The organism is Chitinophaga caseinilytica (genome assembly GCF_038396765.1).
Lineage (GTDB): Bacteria > Bacteroidota > Bacteroidia > Chitinophagales > Chitinophagaceae > Chitinophaga > Chitinophaga caseinilytica.
On record NZ_CP150096.1, the window covers coordinates 2090323 to 2110472 of the forward strand.

General features: G+C 55.9%; 11 protein-coding genes. 7 read left to right on the forward strand and 4 right to left on the reverse strand.

Going from position 1 to position 20150, the window contains the following annotated elements; genetic code table 11:
* Positions 1 to 76: 76 nt before the first annotated feature.
* From WJU22_RS08905 to WJU22_RS08920, 4 genes are all read right to left on the reverse strand, one after another.
* Complete coding sequence (locus WJU22_RS08905) at positions 77 to 583, reverse strand: DinB family protein (protein ID WP_341842888.1); 507 nt, start codon at positions 581 to 583, stop codon at positions 77 to 79.
* Positions 584 to 708: 125 nt separating this feature from the next.
* On the reverse strand, positions 709 to 3099 hold the full coding sequence (locus WJU22_RS08910; RefSeq protein WP_341842889.1) for an outer membrane beta-barrel protein: 2391 nt from the start codon (positions 3097 to 3099) through the stop codon (positions 709 to 711).
* Between the two features lie 81 nt (positions 3100 to 3180).
* Positions 3181 to 4242, reverse strand: coding sequence for a helix-turn-helix domain-containing protein (locus WJU22_RS08915; protein ID WP_341842890.1), 1062 nt, complete (start codon positions 4240 to 4242; stop codon positions 3181 to 3183).
* An 84-nt stretch (positions 4243 to 4326) separates the two neighbouring features.
* On the reverse strand, positions 4327 to 4824 hold the full coding sequence (locus WJU22_RS08920) for a hypothetical protein (RefSeq protein ID WP_341842891.1): 498 nt from the start codon (positions 4822 to 4824) through the stop codon (positions 4327 to 4329).
* A 159-nt stretch (positions 4825 to 4983) separates the two neighbouring features.
* Here WJU22_RS08920 and WJU22_RS08925 point away from each other — a divergent pair, with 159 nt between their 5' ends.
* The 7 genes from WJU22_RS08925 to WJU22_RS08955 all read left to right on the forward strand — a co-directional run bounded on the left by WJU22_RS08925 (position 4984) and on the right by WJU22_RS08955 (position 20143).
* Positions 4984 to 6168, forward strand: a complete 1185-nt coding sequence (locus WJU22_RS08925) for an ROK family protein (RefSeq protein ID WP_341842892.1) — start codon at positions 4984 to 4986, stop codon at positions 6166 to 6168.
* A gap of 138 nt (positions 6169 to 6306) precedes the next feature.
* Complete coding sequence (locus tag WJU22_RS08930; protein ID WP_341842893.1) at positions 6307 to 7965, forward strand: tetratricopeptide repeat protein; 1659 nt, start codon at positions 6307 to 6309, stop codon at positions 7963 to 7965.
* 223 nt (positions 7966 to 8188) lie between these two features.
* Positions 8189 to 11269: a TonB-dependent receptor gene (locus WJU22_RS08935; RefSeq protein ID WP_341842894.1), complete on the forward strand. Its 3081-nt coding sequence runs from the start codon at positions 8189 to 8191 to the stop codon at positions 11267 to 11269.
* A gap of 21 nt (positions 11270 to 11290) precedes the next feature.
* Entirely contained in the window at positions 11291 to 12814 is a 1524-nt protein-coding gene (locus WJU22_RS08940) for a RagB/SusD family nutrient uptake outer membrane protein (RefSeq protein ID WP_341842895.1), read from the forward strand.
* A gap of 62 nt (positions 12815 to 12876) precedes the next feature.
* Positions 12877 to 15948, forward strand: a complete 3072-nt coding sequence (locus WJU22_RS08945) for a glycoside hydrolase family 2 TIM barrel-domain containing protein (protein WP_341842896.1) — start codon at positions 12877 to 12879, stop codon at positions 15946 to 15948.
* Positions 15945 to 17840 carry an MGH1-like glycoside hydrolase domain-containing protein gene (locus tag WJU22_RS08950; RefSeq protein WP_341842897.1) on the forward strand — a complete coding sequence of 632 codons (1896 nt, stop codon included), beginning with the start codon at positions 15945 to 15947 and terminating at the stop codon, positions 17838 to 17840. The genes WJU22_RS08945 and WJU22_RS08950 overlap by 4 nt, the downstream gene beginning before the upstream one ends.
* 5 nt (positions 17841 to 17845) lie before the next feature.
* Entirely contained in the window at positions 17846 to 20143 is a 2298-nt protein-coding gene (locus WJU22_RS08955; protein ID WP_341842898.1) for an aminotransferase class III-fold pyridoxal phosphate-dependent enzyme, read from the forward strand.
* The last annotated feature ends 7 nt before the right edge of the window (positions 20144 to 20150 follow it).

Consider the following 20150-nt stretch of genomic DNA (forward strand, 5'->3'; position numbering starts at 1 on the left):
ATCGGCGTAGTAGTACTGTACTGACCCATTATATTTTCATTGGAAAGGGGATGTGGCGAAAGCTGCGTCCCCTTTTTCAATCCAGGAAAGGCACCATTTTTTTCAGTTGATGCGTGTGGCGGCGGGAATGGACGGTGAGGAACGTCAGCCATTCGCGGATGGTGAGCTCGCCCAGTTGCGGAAAAGGAAAATCCAGGAGGAGGAGGTCTGGACTTGTGCCGGCAACGAGTTGCAAAATAACGTCGCGGTTGGATTTGAGGGATTGCATCAGCTGTTCGCGGTCTTTGGGCAGATCGTCGGGTCTGATGGCTTCCATGGCTTCGAATTTAGTGGTGAAATCGAGGAAAATGGAGCGGAGCGCGGGCGCCAGGGCTTCGGGATCGCGGTCTGTCGGGCGGGTATTGCCGCGCAGCAGCTCCGGAACGCCGGATTCGGATATCAGCAGATGCTGCCCCACCTGGCCGGGCGTCCAGCTGCCGGCGAAGGGAACTCGGTTCAGCTGTTCCTGCGAAAAATGACCCAGCGCATCGAGTAACTCGGTGGTAGACTGGTTGAAGTCGGATATGTAGGATTGGGTAGTCATGCCGGTGGATTTTAGACTTCAAATGTAATCCACCCTACATTCCCCCAAACTGTGCATACAGGACAATCTTGCGGGGCTTTTGTGACAACGGGCCCCGCTGTTTTCCGTCGAGCCCTGTCCTGAATCTACATCGATACCCGGTTTTCCTCTTCCTGCCTTTTCCGCTGGTCGGCTTTGTAGGTCGACTGGCCGAACCGCCAGGATAGCGACGCAACCGCCCTGCGCGTCCCGAACCAGTGATACAGCTGGTTGTCGATGATCTGTTTTTCACGGAAAGTAAACACCACGCGATAGGTGTCGAACATATCGTACACGTTCAATCCCGACTGCAATTTCCCTTTCAGCCAGCTTTTCTGCAATCCCGCGTCGATCTTGTAAATATGCTTCGAGCGGTACAGCCCGTTGCCGCCTTTCGACCGGTAATTGTAGGATATATCCGCTGTAATGCCCGCCGGCAGTGTAAATACCTGGCTTCCCGAAACGGTCCACTGGAGAATGGGGATTTTGTAAGTGACGCCGTGATAGGGATTGATTTCGCGCGTGTAATACAATCCGAAGTTGTTCTGCATCCGCCACCATGGCCGCACGCGCGCCGGGAACGCCACTTCGGCACCGGCGAAATCGTTGTAGGGAAGGTTTCTGCCGAGGTACTCCAGTACATGCGTTTCGCGGTTGTATTCCGGGTACCTGGCCATGGGGTCTTCTTCCCGCCCGGCCTGCAGCGTCAGCGATAGTGTGCGGATGGTATAACTGATGCTGAGCGTGTTGGTGATGGAAGGTTTTAACTGCGGATTGCCGACCCAGTAATTCAGGGGGCTGTAATAAAACCGGAACGGGTTCAACTGCGAGAAGTTGGGCCGCGTCATGCGCCGCGTGAAACTCAATTGGAGTTGCTGGTCGGCAGACAGGGGATGCATAAGACTGAAACTCGGCAACCAGCTCAGGTAGCGGCGTTCGGTAGTTTGTAATCCCTGTTCCGACCGGGCGATGGTGTGCGTTCTTTCCAACCGTAACCCGATCGAATATTGCGTTTTATTCCACGTGCCGTTCCTGGAAACGTACGCGGCCACGATGCGTTCGTCGTACTTGAAATTGTTGGAGCGGCTGCTGTCGGGAAGGAACATTTGTGCGGCACCGAGCGTATCGTACCGGAGATCGTTCCGGGTGGAATTGAACGCCGCCCGGATACCGGTATTCCATTTTCCGTTGCCGGCCGGTATGGTGGCGTCTGCCTGCGCGGTGCGGATGCGGATATCGTTTTCCAGCGCGGTTTTCCAATGGCCGGGGAGGCGGGCGTCGTAATCGTCGCTGTACAGGATGTCTTCCGTTTGGCGGTTCCCGATGTTGAACGCGGCGGCGGCGAGCTCGAGTTGCCATTTGCTGAAATTGCCGGAATAGCGGAGATCGGCCGTGAGATTGTTTTGTACCGGGCGCCCGTTGTTGCGGAACCGCGTAAACGCCACCGGCTCGGGGATTTCGGCAGGGGTAGCGGTATGGATGGTATTGTCGGTGAACGTTCTCCGGTTGGACCGGAATCCCCGGAAAACCGCCTCCAGCCGGTGATTGTCGTTCAACCGGTATTCCGCACCGAGGTGGAGCGTGTAATTGTCGTGCCGCGTGGGTACGTTGGTGCGCGTGCGCTGGATGTTTTTATCCGACAGATGCTGCAAGGCACCGTACCGGTAAATCGTATATCCGCCAACGTACCCCATGCGGGTAGACCACGTTAATTGCCGTGTGCGGTAATGCATCACGAGGGAATTGTCTGATTGGGTGTACTGATTCTGCTGGAGCGAGGAGGAAAGCTGCCCCGTCCACCCGAGCGATTGGTCGCGCCGTAGCTTCAGGTCGATGATGGCTTTAAATTCCGCGTCGTACCTGGCGGATGGTTGTGTAATAACGTCGATAGACGCGATCTGGTCGGGCCGGAGGCTGCGGAGGTATTGCCGGATTTCTTCCGCGCTCATCTGCGCCGGGCGCCCGTCTATGAACAGCACGGGAACGTTGCGGCCGGAGATGAGGATGCCGCCTTCTCCATCTACCTCGAGGCCGGGCACTTTCCGGAGCACGTCGAACGCATTGGCGGCCGCGCGGAACATGGGATTGCCGGTGATCTGTACGGTGATGCGGTCTGCCTGCCGCTGGATGGCCGGGCGCCCGCCGCCAATAGTCACTTCCGCGAGCATACTGGCGGCGGGTGTGAGGGCGAGGTTGCCGGCGGACCAGGCGTTGCCGGGCGGCACGGGCGCGTGGAGGGTTTCGTATCCCAGCGCCGACAATTCCAGCAGATAAGCCGCAGGCCGAAGTCCGGTGAACGAGAAACTTCCCGCGGAATCAGCCATTTGTCCTGTCACCAGCACCGAATCGGGCGAAAGGATTTTTACCGCGGCGAAGGGGATCCCGGCGCCGGTGGTTTTATCGGTCGCCCGCCCGGTGATTCGTATTTGGGCGGAAAGAGAGGTAAGGGAAAGCAGGAATAAGCATGTCAGCAAAGTTCGTTGCACCAGGTTCGGCATGTGGTCCTTTTTTCACAAACCTAGGGCGGGAAACGGCTGCGGGCGTCCGGACGCGGGAATTCCGGCGTACGGTTTTATAATTCAGGACCCTTGCCCGGCGGCGCTTTGGGCCAGGTTTTCGCGGAACAGGGCGGGCGTGGTGCCGGTCACTTTGCGGAAGGCGGCGTAAAAGGTGGATTTGGAATTGAAGCCTACTTCGTACCCGATGGCTTCGAAAGTGAGGTGGTCGTTGGTGGTGATGAGCCGGCAGGCTTCGCCGATCCGGTACTCGTTCACGAAAGCGGAGAAGCTTTTGCCCAGGTTATCGTTCAGGAGCTGGGAAAGGAGGTGCGGGGTGACGTGGAGGCGCTGGGCGAGGTCGCCCAGTTTGAGGTTAGGGTCTTTGTAAACGTCCGGGACGGCCATGGCGGCAGACAGTTTTTCGAGGAGCGATTGCGCGTCGGCATCGGGGATCTTGCGCTTGGGCGACTGCGGATTGGCGGATTTCGAGCCGGCGCCGTAAAAGAAAACGAAAATGGTGACGTACAGGATGAACGTGAAGGAAACCGCCGCCGCGATGTACACCGCGGGCATGAAACGGAACAGCGCGAGGGCGTAGAAAAGGTAAAGTATGAGGTTCCCCGCCAGCACGGAAAGCATCTGCCGTTCCAGCACGGTCACCTTTCCCCCGAAAATTTTCCCGATCTCGCCCCGCATGACGTACACCGAAGCGATGAGGTATAAAAACCATTGCGCATAAATAATATATGCGATCACCTTGTTCCAGATTTTCGGGTATGCTTCGTAGGAAATGAAGATGCCGCCGACGATAATTATTGTCAAAAGCACGCCCCAGGCTACTTTCCAGCTTTTCGGGACGGGGTTTCCGTTGTTCCTGGCAGACAGTAGCATATAATATAAAGAAGGCCCGATGAGGAAGCAGGCGCTCAGGCCCGTTTGCAGGCAGGATTTCGGAAGGTCGGGGTTGAAGTAAAAGAATACCGATTTGGCGACGCGCAGGCTGATCATCAGCAACATGAGGCCCATGAAAAACGTCCACAGCGGCCGGCCTTTCCGGTTGAAAAGCAGGTACAGACCGAGGATGAGGCCGTTACAGGCGCCGAGGGCGCTGATCGTCAGAAGAAGTTGCTGCCCGGTATTCATAGATAGTATCGAAAATAACGAAAATTCGGCGCGGATGCGCGCCGTTCGGGAACAAGGAAAGCAGGGCGGGATAGACGGCAGGAATTACCGGATCCTTCCCAGGGCTTTCAGAATGTAAAGCCCCGCCACCGCGAGCCCGCAGAAGATCGCCGAACCGATGAGGAACGGGCGGGCAGCGTTCCCTTTTTCAAAATACATGTCCTGTCCCTTATCGATGAAAGTGACGTGGCGGTTTACCGAAGGGTCGCTGTTGTCGAGCTTTTGATCGAAATAGGCCGTGATGGTGTCTCCCGTCCGCAGCGCATCGATCCGCTCGAATGCCGGGGAGAAATCGCCGCGGTCTTTCCCCACGAAAATTTCCAGGACGGGCAGGCGCCCGTTGAGCTGGATATAACGGTTTTTACCTGGGTTCCGGTCGGGGAGTGTCCCGAATGCAGGGCCGATGTGGGTGATGACGCCGGTGATGGTGGCGTACGCGGTGCGTGGGGAACCGCTGCGTAGCGACATAAATATAAAAAGAACGGCGCAGGCGGTTAATATGAATGCGCTTCTCAGGAACAGGGCGGGCGGTGGTTTCGGCATAAGTTGTCGGTATAGTGCGCCAAATATAAGAAAGGTTTCCGTTGGAAGGGATTTACAATCAATCCACTACAAAAACTTGATAATTACTTTCTAAAAAAGTTAGGAAGTTTTGCTTTCATTCTAAATTAATTATTATCTTGAGGAGGATTCTTTCCCTGCATGAAAAAAGACGAACAATATAAACGCTTGATACTGAGGGAGATTTACTATGCAAATACGTTATCTGCCACGGAATTGAGCGAACGCATCGGAAAGAGTTTACCCCTGACGATCCGGACGGTCAATCATCTCGTAAAGGAGAAAGTCCTGGAACCTTCAGGCTACGCTCCCTCCAGCGGAGGACGGCGCCCCATCACATACACCATTAATAAAAAGGCACTTTATATTTTGTCGGTCTCCATGGACCAGCTGGTAACGCGCATCTCCCTGATGGACCTTACCAACAGCCATGTAGGCGGCATCAACCGGCACGAATTGCCGCTCAAAAACAATCCCGCCGCGCTCAAAACGCTGGCCAGCCTCCTGGTGGATGCCATCGACCTGTCGAAAATCGACCGGGGGCGGATCCTCGGGATCGGGATCGGGATGCCCGGGTTCATAGACGGGATGCGCGGGGAGAACTACAGTTTCCCCATGCAGGATGGAACGGAGCAGCAAACGATCGTGGAATACCTGGCAACGGCTACCGGCCTGCCGGTCCACATCGACAACGACTCCAGCCTCATCGCCCTGGCGGAATACCGGTTCGGCAACGCCCGGAAAGCTGCCAACAGCATGGTCGTCAATATCGGATGGGGCGTGGGTTTGGGGATGATCCTCAACGGCTCCCTCTTCCGGGGCAACAACGGGTTTGCCGGAGAATTCTCCCACATCCCGCTGTTCAATAACAATAAACTGTGCAGCTGCGGAAAGAGCGGTTGCCTCGAAACGGAGACATCCCTGCTCGTGCTCATCGACAAAGCCGTGAAAGGCCTCCGCAACGGAGAAACCTCCTCGCTGCAAGGCCACTTTCCCACGGGCGAAATCGAAAAGGACTGCGAGATGATTATGGATGCAGCCGCCAGCGGGGATAAATTCTGTATCGAACTGATCAAGGATATCGGGTATCATATCGGGCGTGGCGTGGCCATCCTGATCCACCTGCTCAATCCGCGGTCGGTAGTGCTCAGCGGCCGGGGCTCGCTCGCCGGAAAGCTGTGGCTCGCACCCGTTCAGCAGGCGCTCAACGAACATTGCATCCCGCGGCTGGCCACCCAAACGGTGGTCGATGTTTCAACGCTCGGCTATGATGCCGAACTGCTCGGCTCCGCCGCCCTCGTCATGGAAAATTACGCAACACCATAGAACCAACCTGTTTTAAAGGAAAAATTGAAATACAGTGAACAAGGAAACCGGCCCTATTTAAGGGTCGGTTTTTTTTATGCTACTTTTCTTGTTATGTACCACGCACACCGATCCGGGGAAATTTGTTATTTTTCCCGCATGAGGAAATGGTTATGGATTTTGATGGCATGTTTCCACGCAGCCACCGCCGCCGCGCAAACGAATGCCGACAGCCTCGCCGCACGGCTGGCAGACAAATCGATGTCTGCCTCCGAACGCATCCGCACGCTCAACCAGCTCGCCGCATATTATAATAAGGACTCCACCAACATCGCCCTCGTTTGGGCCAACGAAGCGTACCTGCTCGCCCTCCGGGAAGAAAACCACGACCTCCAGGCCGCTTCGCTCCTCAACCTTTCGGAAGGATATTTATATAACGACCAGTACGACCAGGCCCTCAATTATGCCTATACGGCGCTCGACCTCGTGGAAACCGACAGCGCCCGCGCCCGGTGCTTCACCTTCCTCGGCTGGATTTTTTACGATACCGAAAACGCCCATTTCTCCCAGCAATACCATCAGCAGGCCTACGATATCTACCGCCGCCTCGGCGATCCGCGGACGATTGCCCTGAGCCTCAACGCCCTCGGGCTCGTGTATCTCCAGAAAGACGAGTTCGCCACCGCCCGCAAATATTTCGACAGCACCCTGCAGCTCGCCCGCGACCGCGGGCTCGGCGGCATGGTAGCCACGGCCCTCAGTAACCGCGGCATCTGCGAAAACGAATTCGGCAAGTATAACGACGCCATCGCGGATTTCAACCAGGCGCTGGCCATGTTGAAGGGAGGCGATGAGTTGTCGCACGCGGAAGTGCTCAACCAGATGTCTTATTCCCGCATCATGCTCAAGGAGTACCCCCAGGCCCGGGAGCTCCTGGCCCAGGCACGCACCCTCATCAACCAGAGCAATTCCAACACCCGCAAAGAAAAACTCCTCGACAACCTCACCAATTCCGTGCTCCTCTATCAGCAGCTCGGCGAATACAAGACCGCGTTCACGGAGCTGCAGGAATACACCCGCGTCCGCAACGAAATCCTGTCCAAAAGTAAAAGCGAAGCCATTTCCGCCCTCAAGCTCAAGCGTGAGGCCGACGAGAATCAGACCCGCATCATTACCCTCGTGGCCCAGAAAGAGCTCCGGTCTTTCCAACGGAACGCCCTGGCTGCCGGTGTGGTACTCCTTATTATTATAGGATTCCTCGTTTATTCCAAACTGAAACAGAAGCAGAAGAAGGAAAAGGAACTGGAAGAAGTGAAGCGCGCCCTCATCAAACAGGAGCTGGAAGGCGCCCTCATGGAAAAGGAAGCCCTCAACAATAAACTCGAATTCCGCGATAACGACCTGAAAAACTATGCGTTGTATATTTCCCAGCGCAACGAGATGATCCGGCATTTCATAGACGAGCTCACCGGGCTCGATATCCATTCCGACGCCAAAAAGGAAAATATCGCCCGGTTCAATAAAATGGTCAACAAGTTCCAGCACGACCTGGACATTAATAAAGACGCGCAGGACTTCAACCTGTCCGTCAACGAAATCCACAAAGATTTCTTCTTCAACCTCCTCCAGCAATTCCCCAATCTTACCGAAAACGAGCGCCGGTTATGCGCGCAAATCCGGCTGAACCTGTCGATAAAAGACATCGCTTCCCTCAATAATATCTCCGTTAAATCCGTGGAAATGGCCCGATATCGCCTGCGGAAAGTGTTTAATCTCGAGCATAAAGACAGCCTGTCTGACTTCCTGAAAAATTTCTAACACATTTATTTACAATTAGTTAATCTCCATGTAGGGGTCTTGTAGAGGTGCCTGTAAGGCACGTATAGAGGCTCCGTTTCCTGCTGCGCTGGTTTTTCCGGTCTACTTTACGAATGCATCCCGTGAACCGCGATTTCACGTTCGTCCGCTACTAAAAAACCTATGCGAGCGGTTCCCGGGACTTGTCCATGTTATTCTTAAAAACTAAAAAACCAAAATGCGTATGTGGAAACTATTCCGAGGGAACGGACTGTTGCTGGTCCTTTTATTGACCGGATTTGCGGCGATGGCCCAGACCGGGAAGCCCCTCAAAGGTAAAATTACAGACGTGAAGGGGGAGGCCCTGCCCGGGGTGAGCGTTGCCGTGAAGGGGACTTCGCAGGGAACGGCCAGCAATGCCACCGGCGAATTCTCCATTACGGTATCTCCTGATGCCACGCTGGTGATCTCGGCCATCGGGTTCACCACCCGAGAAGTGCCCGTTGCCGGTAAAAGCGTGCTCTCCATCGTGCTCGAAGAAAGCTCCAAAGGGCTGGATGAAGTGGTAGTGGTAGGATACGGCACCCAGAAAAAAGGCGACGTTACCGCGGCCATCTCCACCGTCAACACCAAAAACCTCGAAAAGCAGCCTACGGGCAACATCGGTACCATGCTCCAGGGCCAGGCCGCCGGTGTGATCGTAAGCTCCGGAACGGGCAACCCCGCCGCCAGCCCCACGGTGCTCGTGCGCGGGATGAACAGCATCAACAACGATAACCCGCTGTATGTGGTAGACGGGATCCCGCAGACCTATGCGTACGACCTCAACCCGAACGACATCGAGTCGGTTTCCGTACTGAAGGATGCATCCGCCGCCACCATTTATGGTGCCCGTGCCGCGGGAGGCGTGATCATCATCACCACCAAAAAAGGAAAAAGCGGGGAGCCGAGGATCAATTTCAACTCCTACGTTTCCCAGCATACCCTCAACAACAACATCCCGTTGATGGGAAAGATCGAGATGAACAAAGTGGTGAAGGAAGCGTTCGCAAACGACGGGCCCGGCAGCACGCCACCGATTTATGTGATGGACGACAGCAAATACGCCAACTCCGACTGGGTAGGCGCATACATGAAGAAAGGCGTGGAGCAGAAGCATGACCTCGACGTGTCGGGGGCTTCCGAGAAATTGTCGTACCGCCTCTCCCTGGGCCACTGGGAGCATTCCGGCAATATCATCAACTCCGGTTCCAAGCGCGACAACCTCCGCCTCAATACCGAGATCCGGCTGATGAAAGACCGTTTGAAAGTAACGCCTATTCTTGCCTATACCCGTTTCAACAACAAGAATTTCGGGGACGTGACGGGCGACGGCGATGCCGGTTTCTCCGCCATCATGGACCTTTACAAAACGCCGCCGCACAAGCGGATCTACGACCCAAACACCCTGAACGGTTACGCCAAACCCGAGCCCGAGCTGGGTTCCGGCAATATGGTGGGGCAGCAGATGCTAACCAACAGCCGCACGGCCGACGATCACCTTCAGTTCAACATCGCTGCCGACCTGAAGCTCTGGAAAGGATTTTCCTATAATTTCAGCGCGGGCCGCAACATTATCAACTCTTTCAGCTTTTCGCAAACGCCTCCTTACGACTTCGGTGCACTGGCGCTCGTGGAAAACCCGAGCCGTTCCGAAAGCCGGGGCCGCACGGAGTACCAGGTGTTCACGCATTTGCTGAATTACGATCAGACCTTTGGCCGCCACAATGTGAAGGCGATGTACGGCTTCTCCCGCGAGAAAACCACTGCGCAGGGCACCACGGCGTCGGGCAACCACCTGTCGAGCGCGCTCATCGAATCGCTTTCCGGCCTCATCATCGACGGTCCGAACGATCTCATCCGCGCCAATGGCTGGAACTATTCCAACTCGCTCCAGTCTTACTTCGGCCGTGTTTCCTATAACTACAACGATCGTTATTACCTGCAGGGGAGCCTCCGCCGCGATGGTTCTTCCCGGTTCGGCCCCTCGCACCGTTACGGTACATTCTGGTCTGCATCTGCCGGCTGGAACCTGCATAACGAGCGCTTCTTCTCCGTTCCCTGGATTTCGGAGCTGAAGCCCCGCGTGAGCTATGGTATTGTGGGCAACCAGAACATCGCCAACTTCCAATATCTCGCGAAGATCTTCCTACAGGGCTCCAGCGAATACCTGAACTATCCTTTCGGTTCGGCTACGTCGCAAAAAGTACTCGTGGGTGCCATTACGACCGCGCTGGCCAATAACGACATCAAGTGGGAGCAGACGGCTACGTTCAACGCCGGTGTCAGCTTCAGTTTCCTGAAAGGCGCCATCAGCGGTAACCTGGATTATTTCCGCAGCCGCACTTCCGATATGCTCGCCGAAACGCCGATCCCCGCATCGTCTGGTATCATCACCATGCCGCTGACCAACATTGCTGACATGGAAAACAAAGGCTGGGAACTTTCAGTAAGCTATCGCAACAAGGCAGAAAAAGAATTCTCCTGGGATGTGACCGCCAACCTCTCGCACAGCACCAACAAGATCATCCGCCTCGGTTACGACGAAGGAATGATCTCCGACGGATATGTGGATTATTCGAACCGCGCCAGCACCATCACCCGCAAAGGCGAATCACTCGCTTCGTTCTACCTGTATAAATCGAACGGAATCTTCCGCTCGCAGGCAGAAGTAGACGCGCATGTGAATAAATCGGGCGATAAACTGCAGCCCAACGCAGCTCCGGGCGATCTGCGCTTCGTGGATACCAATGGCGACGGGGAACTGAACGACGACGACAAGCTCATCATGGGCAACGGACTTCCGAAACTGGATTACGGCGTTACCTTCAACGCCCGCTACAAAAACTTCGACCTGATGGTTTTCCTGAACGGAAAGCAGGGCCAGAAAATGTATAACGGCGCCAAGATGTTCCTGTACCGCTTCTACCGCTCGGCAGACCTGGTGAACGCATGGTCTCCCTCCAACCCGAACTCCGACATCTACCGCCTGAGCGATGCCGACAAAAACGAGAACCTCCGCGTGTCTGACTACTTCCTGGAAGACGCGTCGTTCCTCCGCCTGCGGAACCTTCAGCTCGGGTATACCCTCCCGTCGGAACTGACCAAAAAAGCGTTCCTGAACCGCGTCCGCATTTACGCCGGCGCATACAACCTGCTCACGTTCACGAAGTACTCCGGCTTCGATCCGGACCTGACGAACTCGGGTATCTTCAGCCGCGGGGTAGACCGTGGATATTATCCCATGAGCCGCTCTTACGTGGCCGGTATTAACGTAGGCTTCTAATCGCAACAAAAAAAGAACATTATGAAATTGAAAATAGCCGCCCTTGGATTCCTCGCTGCCACCACGCTCTTCACGGCGTGCTCCGACAAGTTTTTGGAACTGGACGATAAGCAAAACCTCACCGAAAACACTTTCTGGTCTACCCGCCAGCACGCCTTGCAGGGCATCACCGCCACATACGCCGCGCTGCAGGCATACGATGGCTCCAAATGGACCTGGTTCGAATCGGTATACACCACACTCAATTATAAAGGGGACGATATCGACAACAACAAAAACGAACCTTACGGCAAGAACCTCGCAGCATTCGTGAACAGTGCCGAAGACGCGGGCTCCTGGAGCCTGTGGGCCACCTGCTACACCGGCATCGGCCGCGCCAACCAGGTGATCGCCAAAGTGCCCGGCATCAGCGTGATGACGGAAGCCGAGCGCAACCAGATCGTGGCCGAAGCGAAATTCCTCCGCGCCTACAATTACTTCCTCCTCGTAAACGGCTTCGAGAACGTGCCGCTGGTACTCGCTTTCGAAAAAGACCTCGCCAAGCTCCAGGTGCCGCAGGCTACCAAGGAAGCAGTGTGGGCCCAGATCGAAAAAGACCTCACCGAAGCAGAAGCCGTACTGCCCCCGTCGTATAGCGCCGAATATGTTGGTCGCGCTACGAAAGGCGCTGCCACGGCCATGCTCGGCAAAATGTTCCTGTTCCAGGAGAAATGGGCGCAGGCCGAAGCCAAGTTCCGCGAGATCTATGGCAAATATTCCCTCAACGCCAATTATGTCGACAACTTCAACGGCACCAAGGAAAACGGACCGGAATCCATCTTCGAGATCCAATGGAGCGGAGACCGCTCCGTATCTGACGAACGCCATCCCTTCAACTTCGAAGTGCGCCCCGGTGCGCTCGACGGTTGGGAGCTCATGTACCCGTCCGACTGGCTGGTAACCACACTGAAAAACGACAAAACGCCCGGTGGCGGATACAGCGACCGCGTGTACGGCACCATCTTCTTCGACGATCCGAATTCCTATATGTGGGACCTCGGCGTGCCGGCTTCCAAAATCCCATATGCGGATGTGAAAGGCACCATGGTGCGTCAGGTGTACTTCAATAAATACGCTTATCCGAACGACCGGAGCGGCGCATACGTGGGGTACAACATCTCCATCATCCGCTATGCAGACGTGCTGCTCATGCTCGCCGAAGCCGCGAACGAAAACAACAAGACCGGCGAAGCGATCGGTTTTATCAACGAAGTGCGCGTTCGCAGTAAAGCTGCGCCCATTGCCGGTATGAACAAGGAACAGCTGCGCGAACATATCCGCAACGTGGAACGCCCGGTGGAACTGTCGATGGAATGGGGCATCCGCTGGTTCGACCTCATCCGCTGGGGCCGTGGCAACACCGCGAAAATGAATATCAAAAACATCATGACGGCACATGGTAAACCTGGCGCCAAAGAATATGTGGAAGATAAACACATCCGTTACCCTATACCACTGAAGGAAATCAGCGTAAATCCGCTGTTAAAGCAAAATCACCTGTATTGATTCTCCCGCGCCGGCGCGCCTTAACCCGCGCCGGCGCCTTTTTCACCATTAGCACGGAAAGCATGAAATATCGCATCGGATGGAGCATCGGCATGATTTGCTTCCTTTTATCGGCCGCCAGGGCGCAACAACCCTGGCAAAACCCGGCCGTTCAAACCGAAAACACCCTGGCACCGCACGCCTCGTTCATCCCGGCCGCTTCCGAAGCAGACGCCATCTCGCGGAAAGCTTCGCCGAATGTATTGTCGCTCGACGGCATGTGGCGCTTCCATCTTTCCCCCAATCCCGCGCAGCGGCCAGACAACTTTTTCTCCGACGCCTTCGACGTGAAAAACTGGAAGGAAATCAAAGTGCCGGCGCATTGGCAAACGGAAGGCTTCGACCGGTTCATTTTCACGGACGTGGAATACCCCATTCCCGTGAACCCGCCGTTCCCGCCGGAAAACGATAATCCCGTGGGCTCCTATCGCCGGAGCTTCCAGGTGCCGGACAACTGGAACGGCAAACGCATCGTACTGCGGCTGGGCGCCGTCAATTCGTTTTTTTATTGCTGGATAAACGGAAAGTACGTAGGCTTGAGCAAAGACAGCAAAACCGCCGCAGAATTCGACGTCACGAAATTCCTCCGCAAAGGCGAAAACACGATCGCCGTCCAGGTATTCCGGTTCAGCGATGCCACGTACCTCGAAGGGCAGGACATGTGGAAATTGTCGGGCATCGAGCGGAGCGTGGAACTGATCGCAAGACCGCAGGCGGGCGTGCAGGATTTTTTCGTGAAATCGCTGCTGGACAGTACTTATCAAAACGGAATATTTCAACTGGATGTGACGATGAACGCCCCCGCACCGGGAGGCCGGCTGGAAGTGAAGTTGCTCGATGCAGACGGGAAGCCCGTCTTCCGGCAGCAACAACCGCTGCAACAACAAACCCGTTACCATTTCGAAACCGGCCTGCGCCATGTAAAAAGCTGGAATGCGGAGCATCCCCATCTTTATACACTGCTCATTACCCAGTTCGATAAAAATGGCCGGACCGTGGAAAGCATCGCGCAGAAAACGGGATTCCGGACGGTGGAAATCCGCGGCGGGCTCCTGCTCGTCAACGGTGTGGCCGTGAAGATCAAAGGCGTGAACCGCCATGAGCACGATATGCACACCGGGAAAGTGATTACGGTTCAAAGCATGGTCAACGATATCCGCCTGATGAAACAATACAACGTCAATGCGGTGCGTTCGAGCCATTATCCCAATAGCCCCGACTGGTACCGGCTGTGCGACGAATACGGTTTGTACGTGGTGGATGAAGCGAACATCGAATGCGACGGGATGTATTTCCATCCTTCCAAAACGCTGTCCGACAAACCGGAATGGAAAGAAGCCTACCTGCACCGGACCCGCAGGATGTTCGAAGCGAACAAGAACCATGCATCCATCATCACCTGGAGCCTCGGCAACGAAAGCGGTTTCGGGGAAAATTTCATCGCCACCTATCAATACCTGAAATCGAAAGACGATACGCGCCCCGTGCAGTACGAATCCGCGGAGCGCAATGCGTACACCGATATCATTTGCCCGATGTACAAGTCTACCGCCACGATGCTGGAATATGTGCGCCGCTGGCGCGACAGGCCCTACATCCAGTGCGAATATGCGCACATGATGGGCAATGGCGGCGGTAATCTCCAGGATTATTGGGACCTCATTTACAAACATGCACAATTGCAGGGCGGGTTTATCTGGGATTTTTCCGATCAGACTTTTAAAACGAAAGATAAACAGGGACGCGATATCTGGGCCTATGGCCGCGATATGGGGAACGTAGGCGCTACCAGCGATACGAGCTTCTGCGCCGACGGGCTTTTCGCCGCCGACCGCACGCCGCATCCGCAGGCTTTCGAATTCAAAAAAGTGATTCAGCCGGTGACGTTCGCGCCGGTGCCGATGTCGGCCAATTCCATCCAGTTGACCAATCGCCTCGATTTCACGGACCTCGGTGCATTCGATTTCTCCTGGTCGGTATCGCGTAATGGTGAGAAGATCGCGGAAGGGAAGTGGGGGCCGGTGGATGTGGCGCCCCGTTCCACGAAAACCCTTTCTTTCCCCTTGCCGCCGATGGACGGTACATCCGAATATTTCCTGACGGTGGAAGCCCGTACCCGGGAAGCCTCGCCTCTCGTACCAGCGGGGCATCTCGCGGCCTGGGAGCAATTGCCCCTGGCCCCGAAAGATTTTCAGGCGCCGAAATGGAACGGCCGGTCCGCAACTTATACAGAGAACGAACAAACCATCCGTTTCAGCGGGAAGGATTTTGAAATTGCCTTCGATAAGAAATCCGGTTGGCTGAACCAGTATGTGCTGCGTGGCGAAGAAATGTTACTATCGCCCCTGGAGCCGCATTTCTGGCGCGCCGCTACGGATAACGATATTGGCAACAGCCAGCAGATGCGGTGCGCGGTGTGGAAGGACGTTTTGCAATCCGCGCAGCTGACGTTCATCCGGGTAGACAAAAACGCCGCGGGTGAAACGATCGTTTCCGCGGAACATCGCCTCCCGGCGGTGGATGCGGTGTATCAGTCGCAATACCGCGTGATGGACGATGGAGCCGTACAGGTAAACGTGGAGATGAAAGCCGGGAAATCCTTCCAGCCCGAGCTGCCCCGGTTCGGCATGCGCGTGCTGCTGAAAGGAAAATTCGATAACGTATCGTGGTTCGGGCGCGGGCCGTTCGATAACTACGAAGACCGCAAAACCGCCGCCGCCGTTGGGCTGTACCGGATGAAGGCCGATAGCCTCTTCCATCCATATGCCCGGGCGCAGGAAAGCGGCTACCGGACAGACGTTCGCAAAATTTCGCTCACCGATGCGCAGGGCCATGGGCTCGCTGCATACGGCTTGCCGCTCATTTGCACGGGCGTGCTGCATTTCGACATGAATCGCCTCGAATTTGACCGGCACGCACCGGAAAATGTACACGGTGGTTCCATGACCAACGACGATATGGTGTGGTGGAATATCGATTACAAACAGTCGGGCGTGGGCGGCGACAATTCCTGGGGCGCCACGCCGCACGCGGAATACATGCTGCCGTACCGCGATTATCAATATTCGTTCATCCTTCGACCGGCCGCCCCATGAAAAAGATATTTTTCTTCATATTGACGATAGGTGTAGTACCGGGCGCGTTCGGACAGCGCGCCCTTTTTCCTGACGTGCTCGATCTCCGCGCCGATCCGCCGGAAGGCAAACGCATCGAACAGAACGTTTTCAGCGACATGGGCGCCTGGCATGCGTACGCATTGCCACTGCAACCGAAAGACTATGGCGCGTTTACAGGGCCGCTGGTGATGGATATGAACGGCCGCTGGCTTTCCGACGCCGTTTCCCGCCTGGCGGTAGCGGTAAATGGCCAGCAGCGCGATTTCGCGGGAGCGAAGGCCGAAATTCATTATTTCCCGGGGATGCTGGAGCAGTCGTTTGTCTGGAAAGATATTTCCGTTCGCCAGCAACTCATTTTCGTATCCGGGCGGGAATCCCTGCTGCACACGCAGATCCGCAACCATAGCACGAATCCGGTGCAATTGCGGGTAGCATATTCTGGCCGGGTGAAAGGGATGGAAGTGAAAAATACGGGTTTGGAAGGACAGCGGTTCTCCATCACATGGCCCGCCACCGATTCCACATACGCCGACAGCCTTGGGTACGCCGCGGTTTGGAAAGCGAGCCTCCGGCCGGGGGCGACTTTCGATCAAACCCAGCGCCACTCGTTCGCGCCGGACGGTCATCATCCCAATAATCAATACGATTTTAATACAGAACTGAAGAAAAACGCTGCCCGTTGGAACGGTTATCTGTCGAGGTACTTTGCAGGCACGAAGCGCCTGTCCAACGATGAAAAACGCCTCGCCGTAAAAGGCATCGTTACGCTCATGACCAACTGGCGCAGCGCATCCCGGGATATTCTGCATGATGGCGTTTTCCCGTCTGTCAACTATCAGGGCTTTTACGGCGTGTGGAGCTGGGACAGCTGGAAACAGGCTGCCGGCATCGCCACGTTCTTCCCCAGGCTGGCGAAAAACAACATCCGCAGCATGTTCGATTACCAGGATGAGTATGGGATGATCGCCGATTGCATCTACGCCGATAAATCCGAGAACAACTGGCGCGATACCAAGCCGCCGCTGGCCGCATGGGGCGTTTGGGAAGTGTTCCGTGCGTCGAAAGACACAGCTTTCGTCCGGGAAATGTGGCCGAAGCTCGTCCGTTACCACGAATGGTGGTATAAACACCGCGATCACGATAATAACGGCTTGTGCGAATATGGCTCCACCGACGGTACGCGCATCGCCGCCGCCTGGGAAAGCGGGATGGACAACGCCGTGCGGTTCGACAGTGCCGTGATGCTGAAGAATAATGCTGCGGCATGGTCGCTCAACCAGGAAAGCGTCGATTTGAACGCTTACCTCTATGCCGAGAAAGTGTACCTCGCCAGACTGGGCGCCGTGGCCGGGGAGCGGAATCATTTCACGGAAGCGGCCCTGGAATTGAAGCGCCTGATCGGCGACCGCTTTTACGACGCGCCGGCCGGGTATTTCCGCGACAGGATGCTGGGGGCGCCGAAACATGTGCCGGTAGACGGGCCGGAAGGATGGATCCCGCTGTGGGCGGGGATCGCCACGCCCGCGCAGGCCGCTGCCGTAAAATCGAAAATGGAGGACGCGAAGAAATTCAATGCCCGCGTGCCGCTGCCCACCCTTTCCATCGACCATCCTGCATTCGACCCCGAAGACGGCTACTGGCGCGGCCCCGTGTGGCTGGACCAGTTCGCTTTCGGGACGGAAGGCCTCCGCAGATATGGCTACCGCAAACTGGCCGCAGTACTCGAAACGAAGTTGCTGACCGGCGCCGAAGGGCTGCTGGCAGATCAGCCGATATATGAAAACTATCACCCGCTATCCGGAAAAGGACTGAATGCCAGGAATTTCAGCTGGTCGGCGGCGCATCTCTTAATGATATTGAAAAACAAGTAACGAACATGCAATTCACAGCAAACGAAGTGCAGCAGCTGGTGCAGAAGAACTACCTGCTTGCGGTGGAAGTGGAGACACTCCAGGGGTACGACGAGTACAATTACAAAATCATCGATGCGTCTGGCCGGAAGTTCATCCTCAAGATCACGGGCGAAGAGAAGCCGTATTCCTTCCTCGACGCCCAGCTCCGCCTGCTCGATCACCTCACCGTGAGCCCTGTGGTCATGAAGTTTCAGCAAATCCTCCGGAATAAAAACCGCCAGGAGCTCACGCCCGTCTTCAACAACGGCAAACAATACAACGTCCGCATCCTCACCTGGCTCGACGGCGATTGCTGGGTGCATGTGAAAGATAAACCGAAATCCCTCTACATCGGCCTCGGCCAGTTTCTCGGCAAAACCGACGAATCGCTGCAGGATTTCCAGCACGATGCGCTCCACCGCCGGTATGTGTGGGACGTGAACACCGCCGCAGACGCCAACCGGCAGCTCCATTGCATCACCGATCCGGAGAAGCGCCGCATCGCGGGATATTTTCTCCTGGCGTTCGAAACGGAAGTGCTGCCCGTCCTCAGCGCCCTGCGGCATGCCTGCATTCATAACGACGCCAACGATTACAACGTATTGGTGAAAAACGGCGAAGTAAGCGGGTTGATCGATCTGGGGGACATGGTTTATTCCGCCCTCGTCAACAACGTGGCCATCGCCTGCACCTACGCCATGCTGAACACGGAAGATCCGCTGCAGGCCGCGGCCTGGGTGGTGGAAGGGTACCATTCCGCCTATCCGCTCACCGAACAGGAAGTGGATTTGATCTATTACCTCATCGCCGCGCGGCTCTGCATCAGCGTCACGGAATCGGCCATGCAGGCGGCGAACGGTTCGGATAACGGCCACCACTTCGTGACGGAGCGCCACGCCTGGGAGCTGCTGGAAAAACTCATCCGCATCAATCCCGTGAAAGCGGCCGACGTGTTCCGCAAATCCTGCGGCATGCCGGCGCTGGTGAAGCCGGAGGTGGATTACAGCCCGCTGCTGAAGGAGCGCCACCAGTTCATCGGCCGCAACCTCAGCATCAGCTATAAAAAACCGCTGAAGATCGTGAAAGGCGCTTTGCAATACCTGTACGACGATAAAGGCGATACCTACATCGATTGCGTGAACAACGTGAGCCACGTCGGCCATTGCCATCCCGTAGTGGTGAAAGCGATGCAGCGCCAGATCGCCACGCTCAATACCAACACCCGCTACCTGAACGATCAGTTGGTGGAATTCGGGAAAGAGCTTACCCGCACGCTGCCGTCCAAACTGAAAGTCTGCTACTTCACGAATTCCGGCAGCGAAGCCAACGACCTGGCGATCCGCATGAGCCGGCATTTCACGAAGCGGAAAGACGTTATGGTGCTCGATCACGCCTATCACGGCACTTCTACCGTTGCCATCGAAATGAGCCCGTATAAATTCGACGGGAAAGGCGGCTTCGGACAGATGCCCTACATCCATAAAGCCGATTCACCCGATCTGTACCGCGGTCCGTTCGGGTACAACGATTCGCAGGCCGGTGTGAAATACGCCGAAAGCGTGAAGAAAATACTGGCGGAAAACCCCGGAAAAATATCCGCCTTCATCTGCGAAACGTTGCTGGGCGTGGGCGGACAAATCCCCCTGCCCGATGGCTACCTCCAGGAAGTCTACCGCCTCGTCCGCGAAGCGGGCGGCCTCTGCATCGCCGACGAAGTGCAGGTGGGTTTCGGAAGAGTAGGCGAAAAGTTCTGGGGCTTCGAGCTGCAGAACGTGGAGCCGGATATCGTGGTGCTGGGCAAACCCATCGGCAACGGCCATCCGCTGGCAGCCGTGGTGGTGACCGAAGAGATCGCGGACGCGTTCAATAACGGCATGGAATATTTCAACACTTTCGGCGGCAATCCCGTATCCATGGCTACGGGGCGCGCGGTGCTGAACGTCATTCAATCCGAAAATATGCAGCAGCACGCGCTGGAAACGGGGAACTTTTTGATGGAAGGATTGCGCGGCCTGATGGACAAGCACCCCGTCATCAGCGACGTTCGCGGGCATGGTTTGTTCGTGGGCGCGGAAATGGTGAAAGACCGCCTGACCAAAGAGCCCGCCGTCGCGGAAATCAACGCCCTCGTGGAAAGCATGAAGGAAAGGGGATTTCTCCTCAGTACGGACGGGCCGTTGTATAACGTGCTGAAGATCAAGCCGCCGCTGGTTTTCAGCAAACAGAACGCCGCGGATATGGTCCGCCATCTCGACGAAGCCTTAACCGCATTATCACTTTAAAAACACG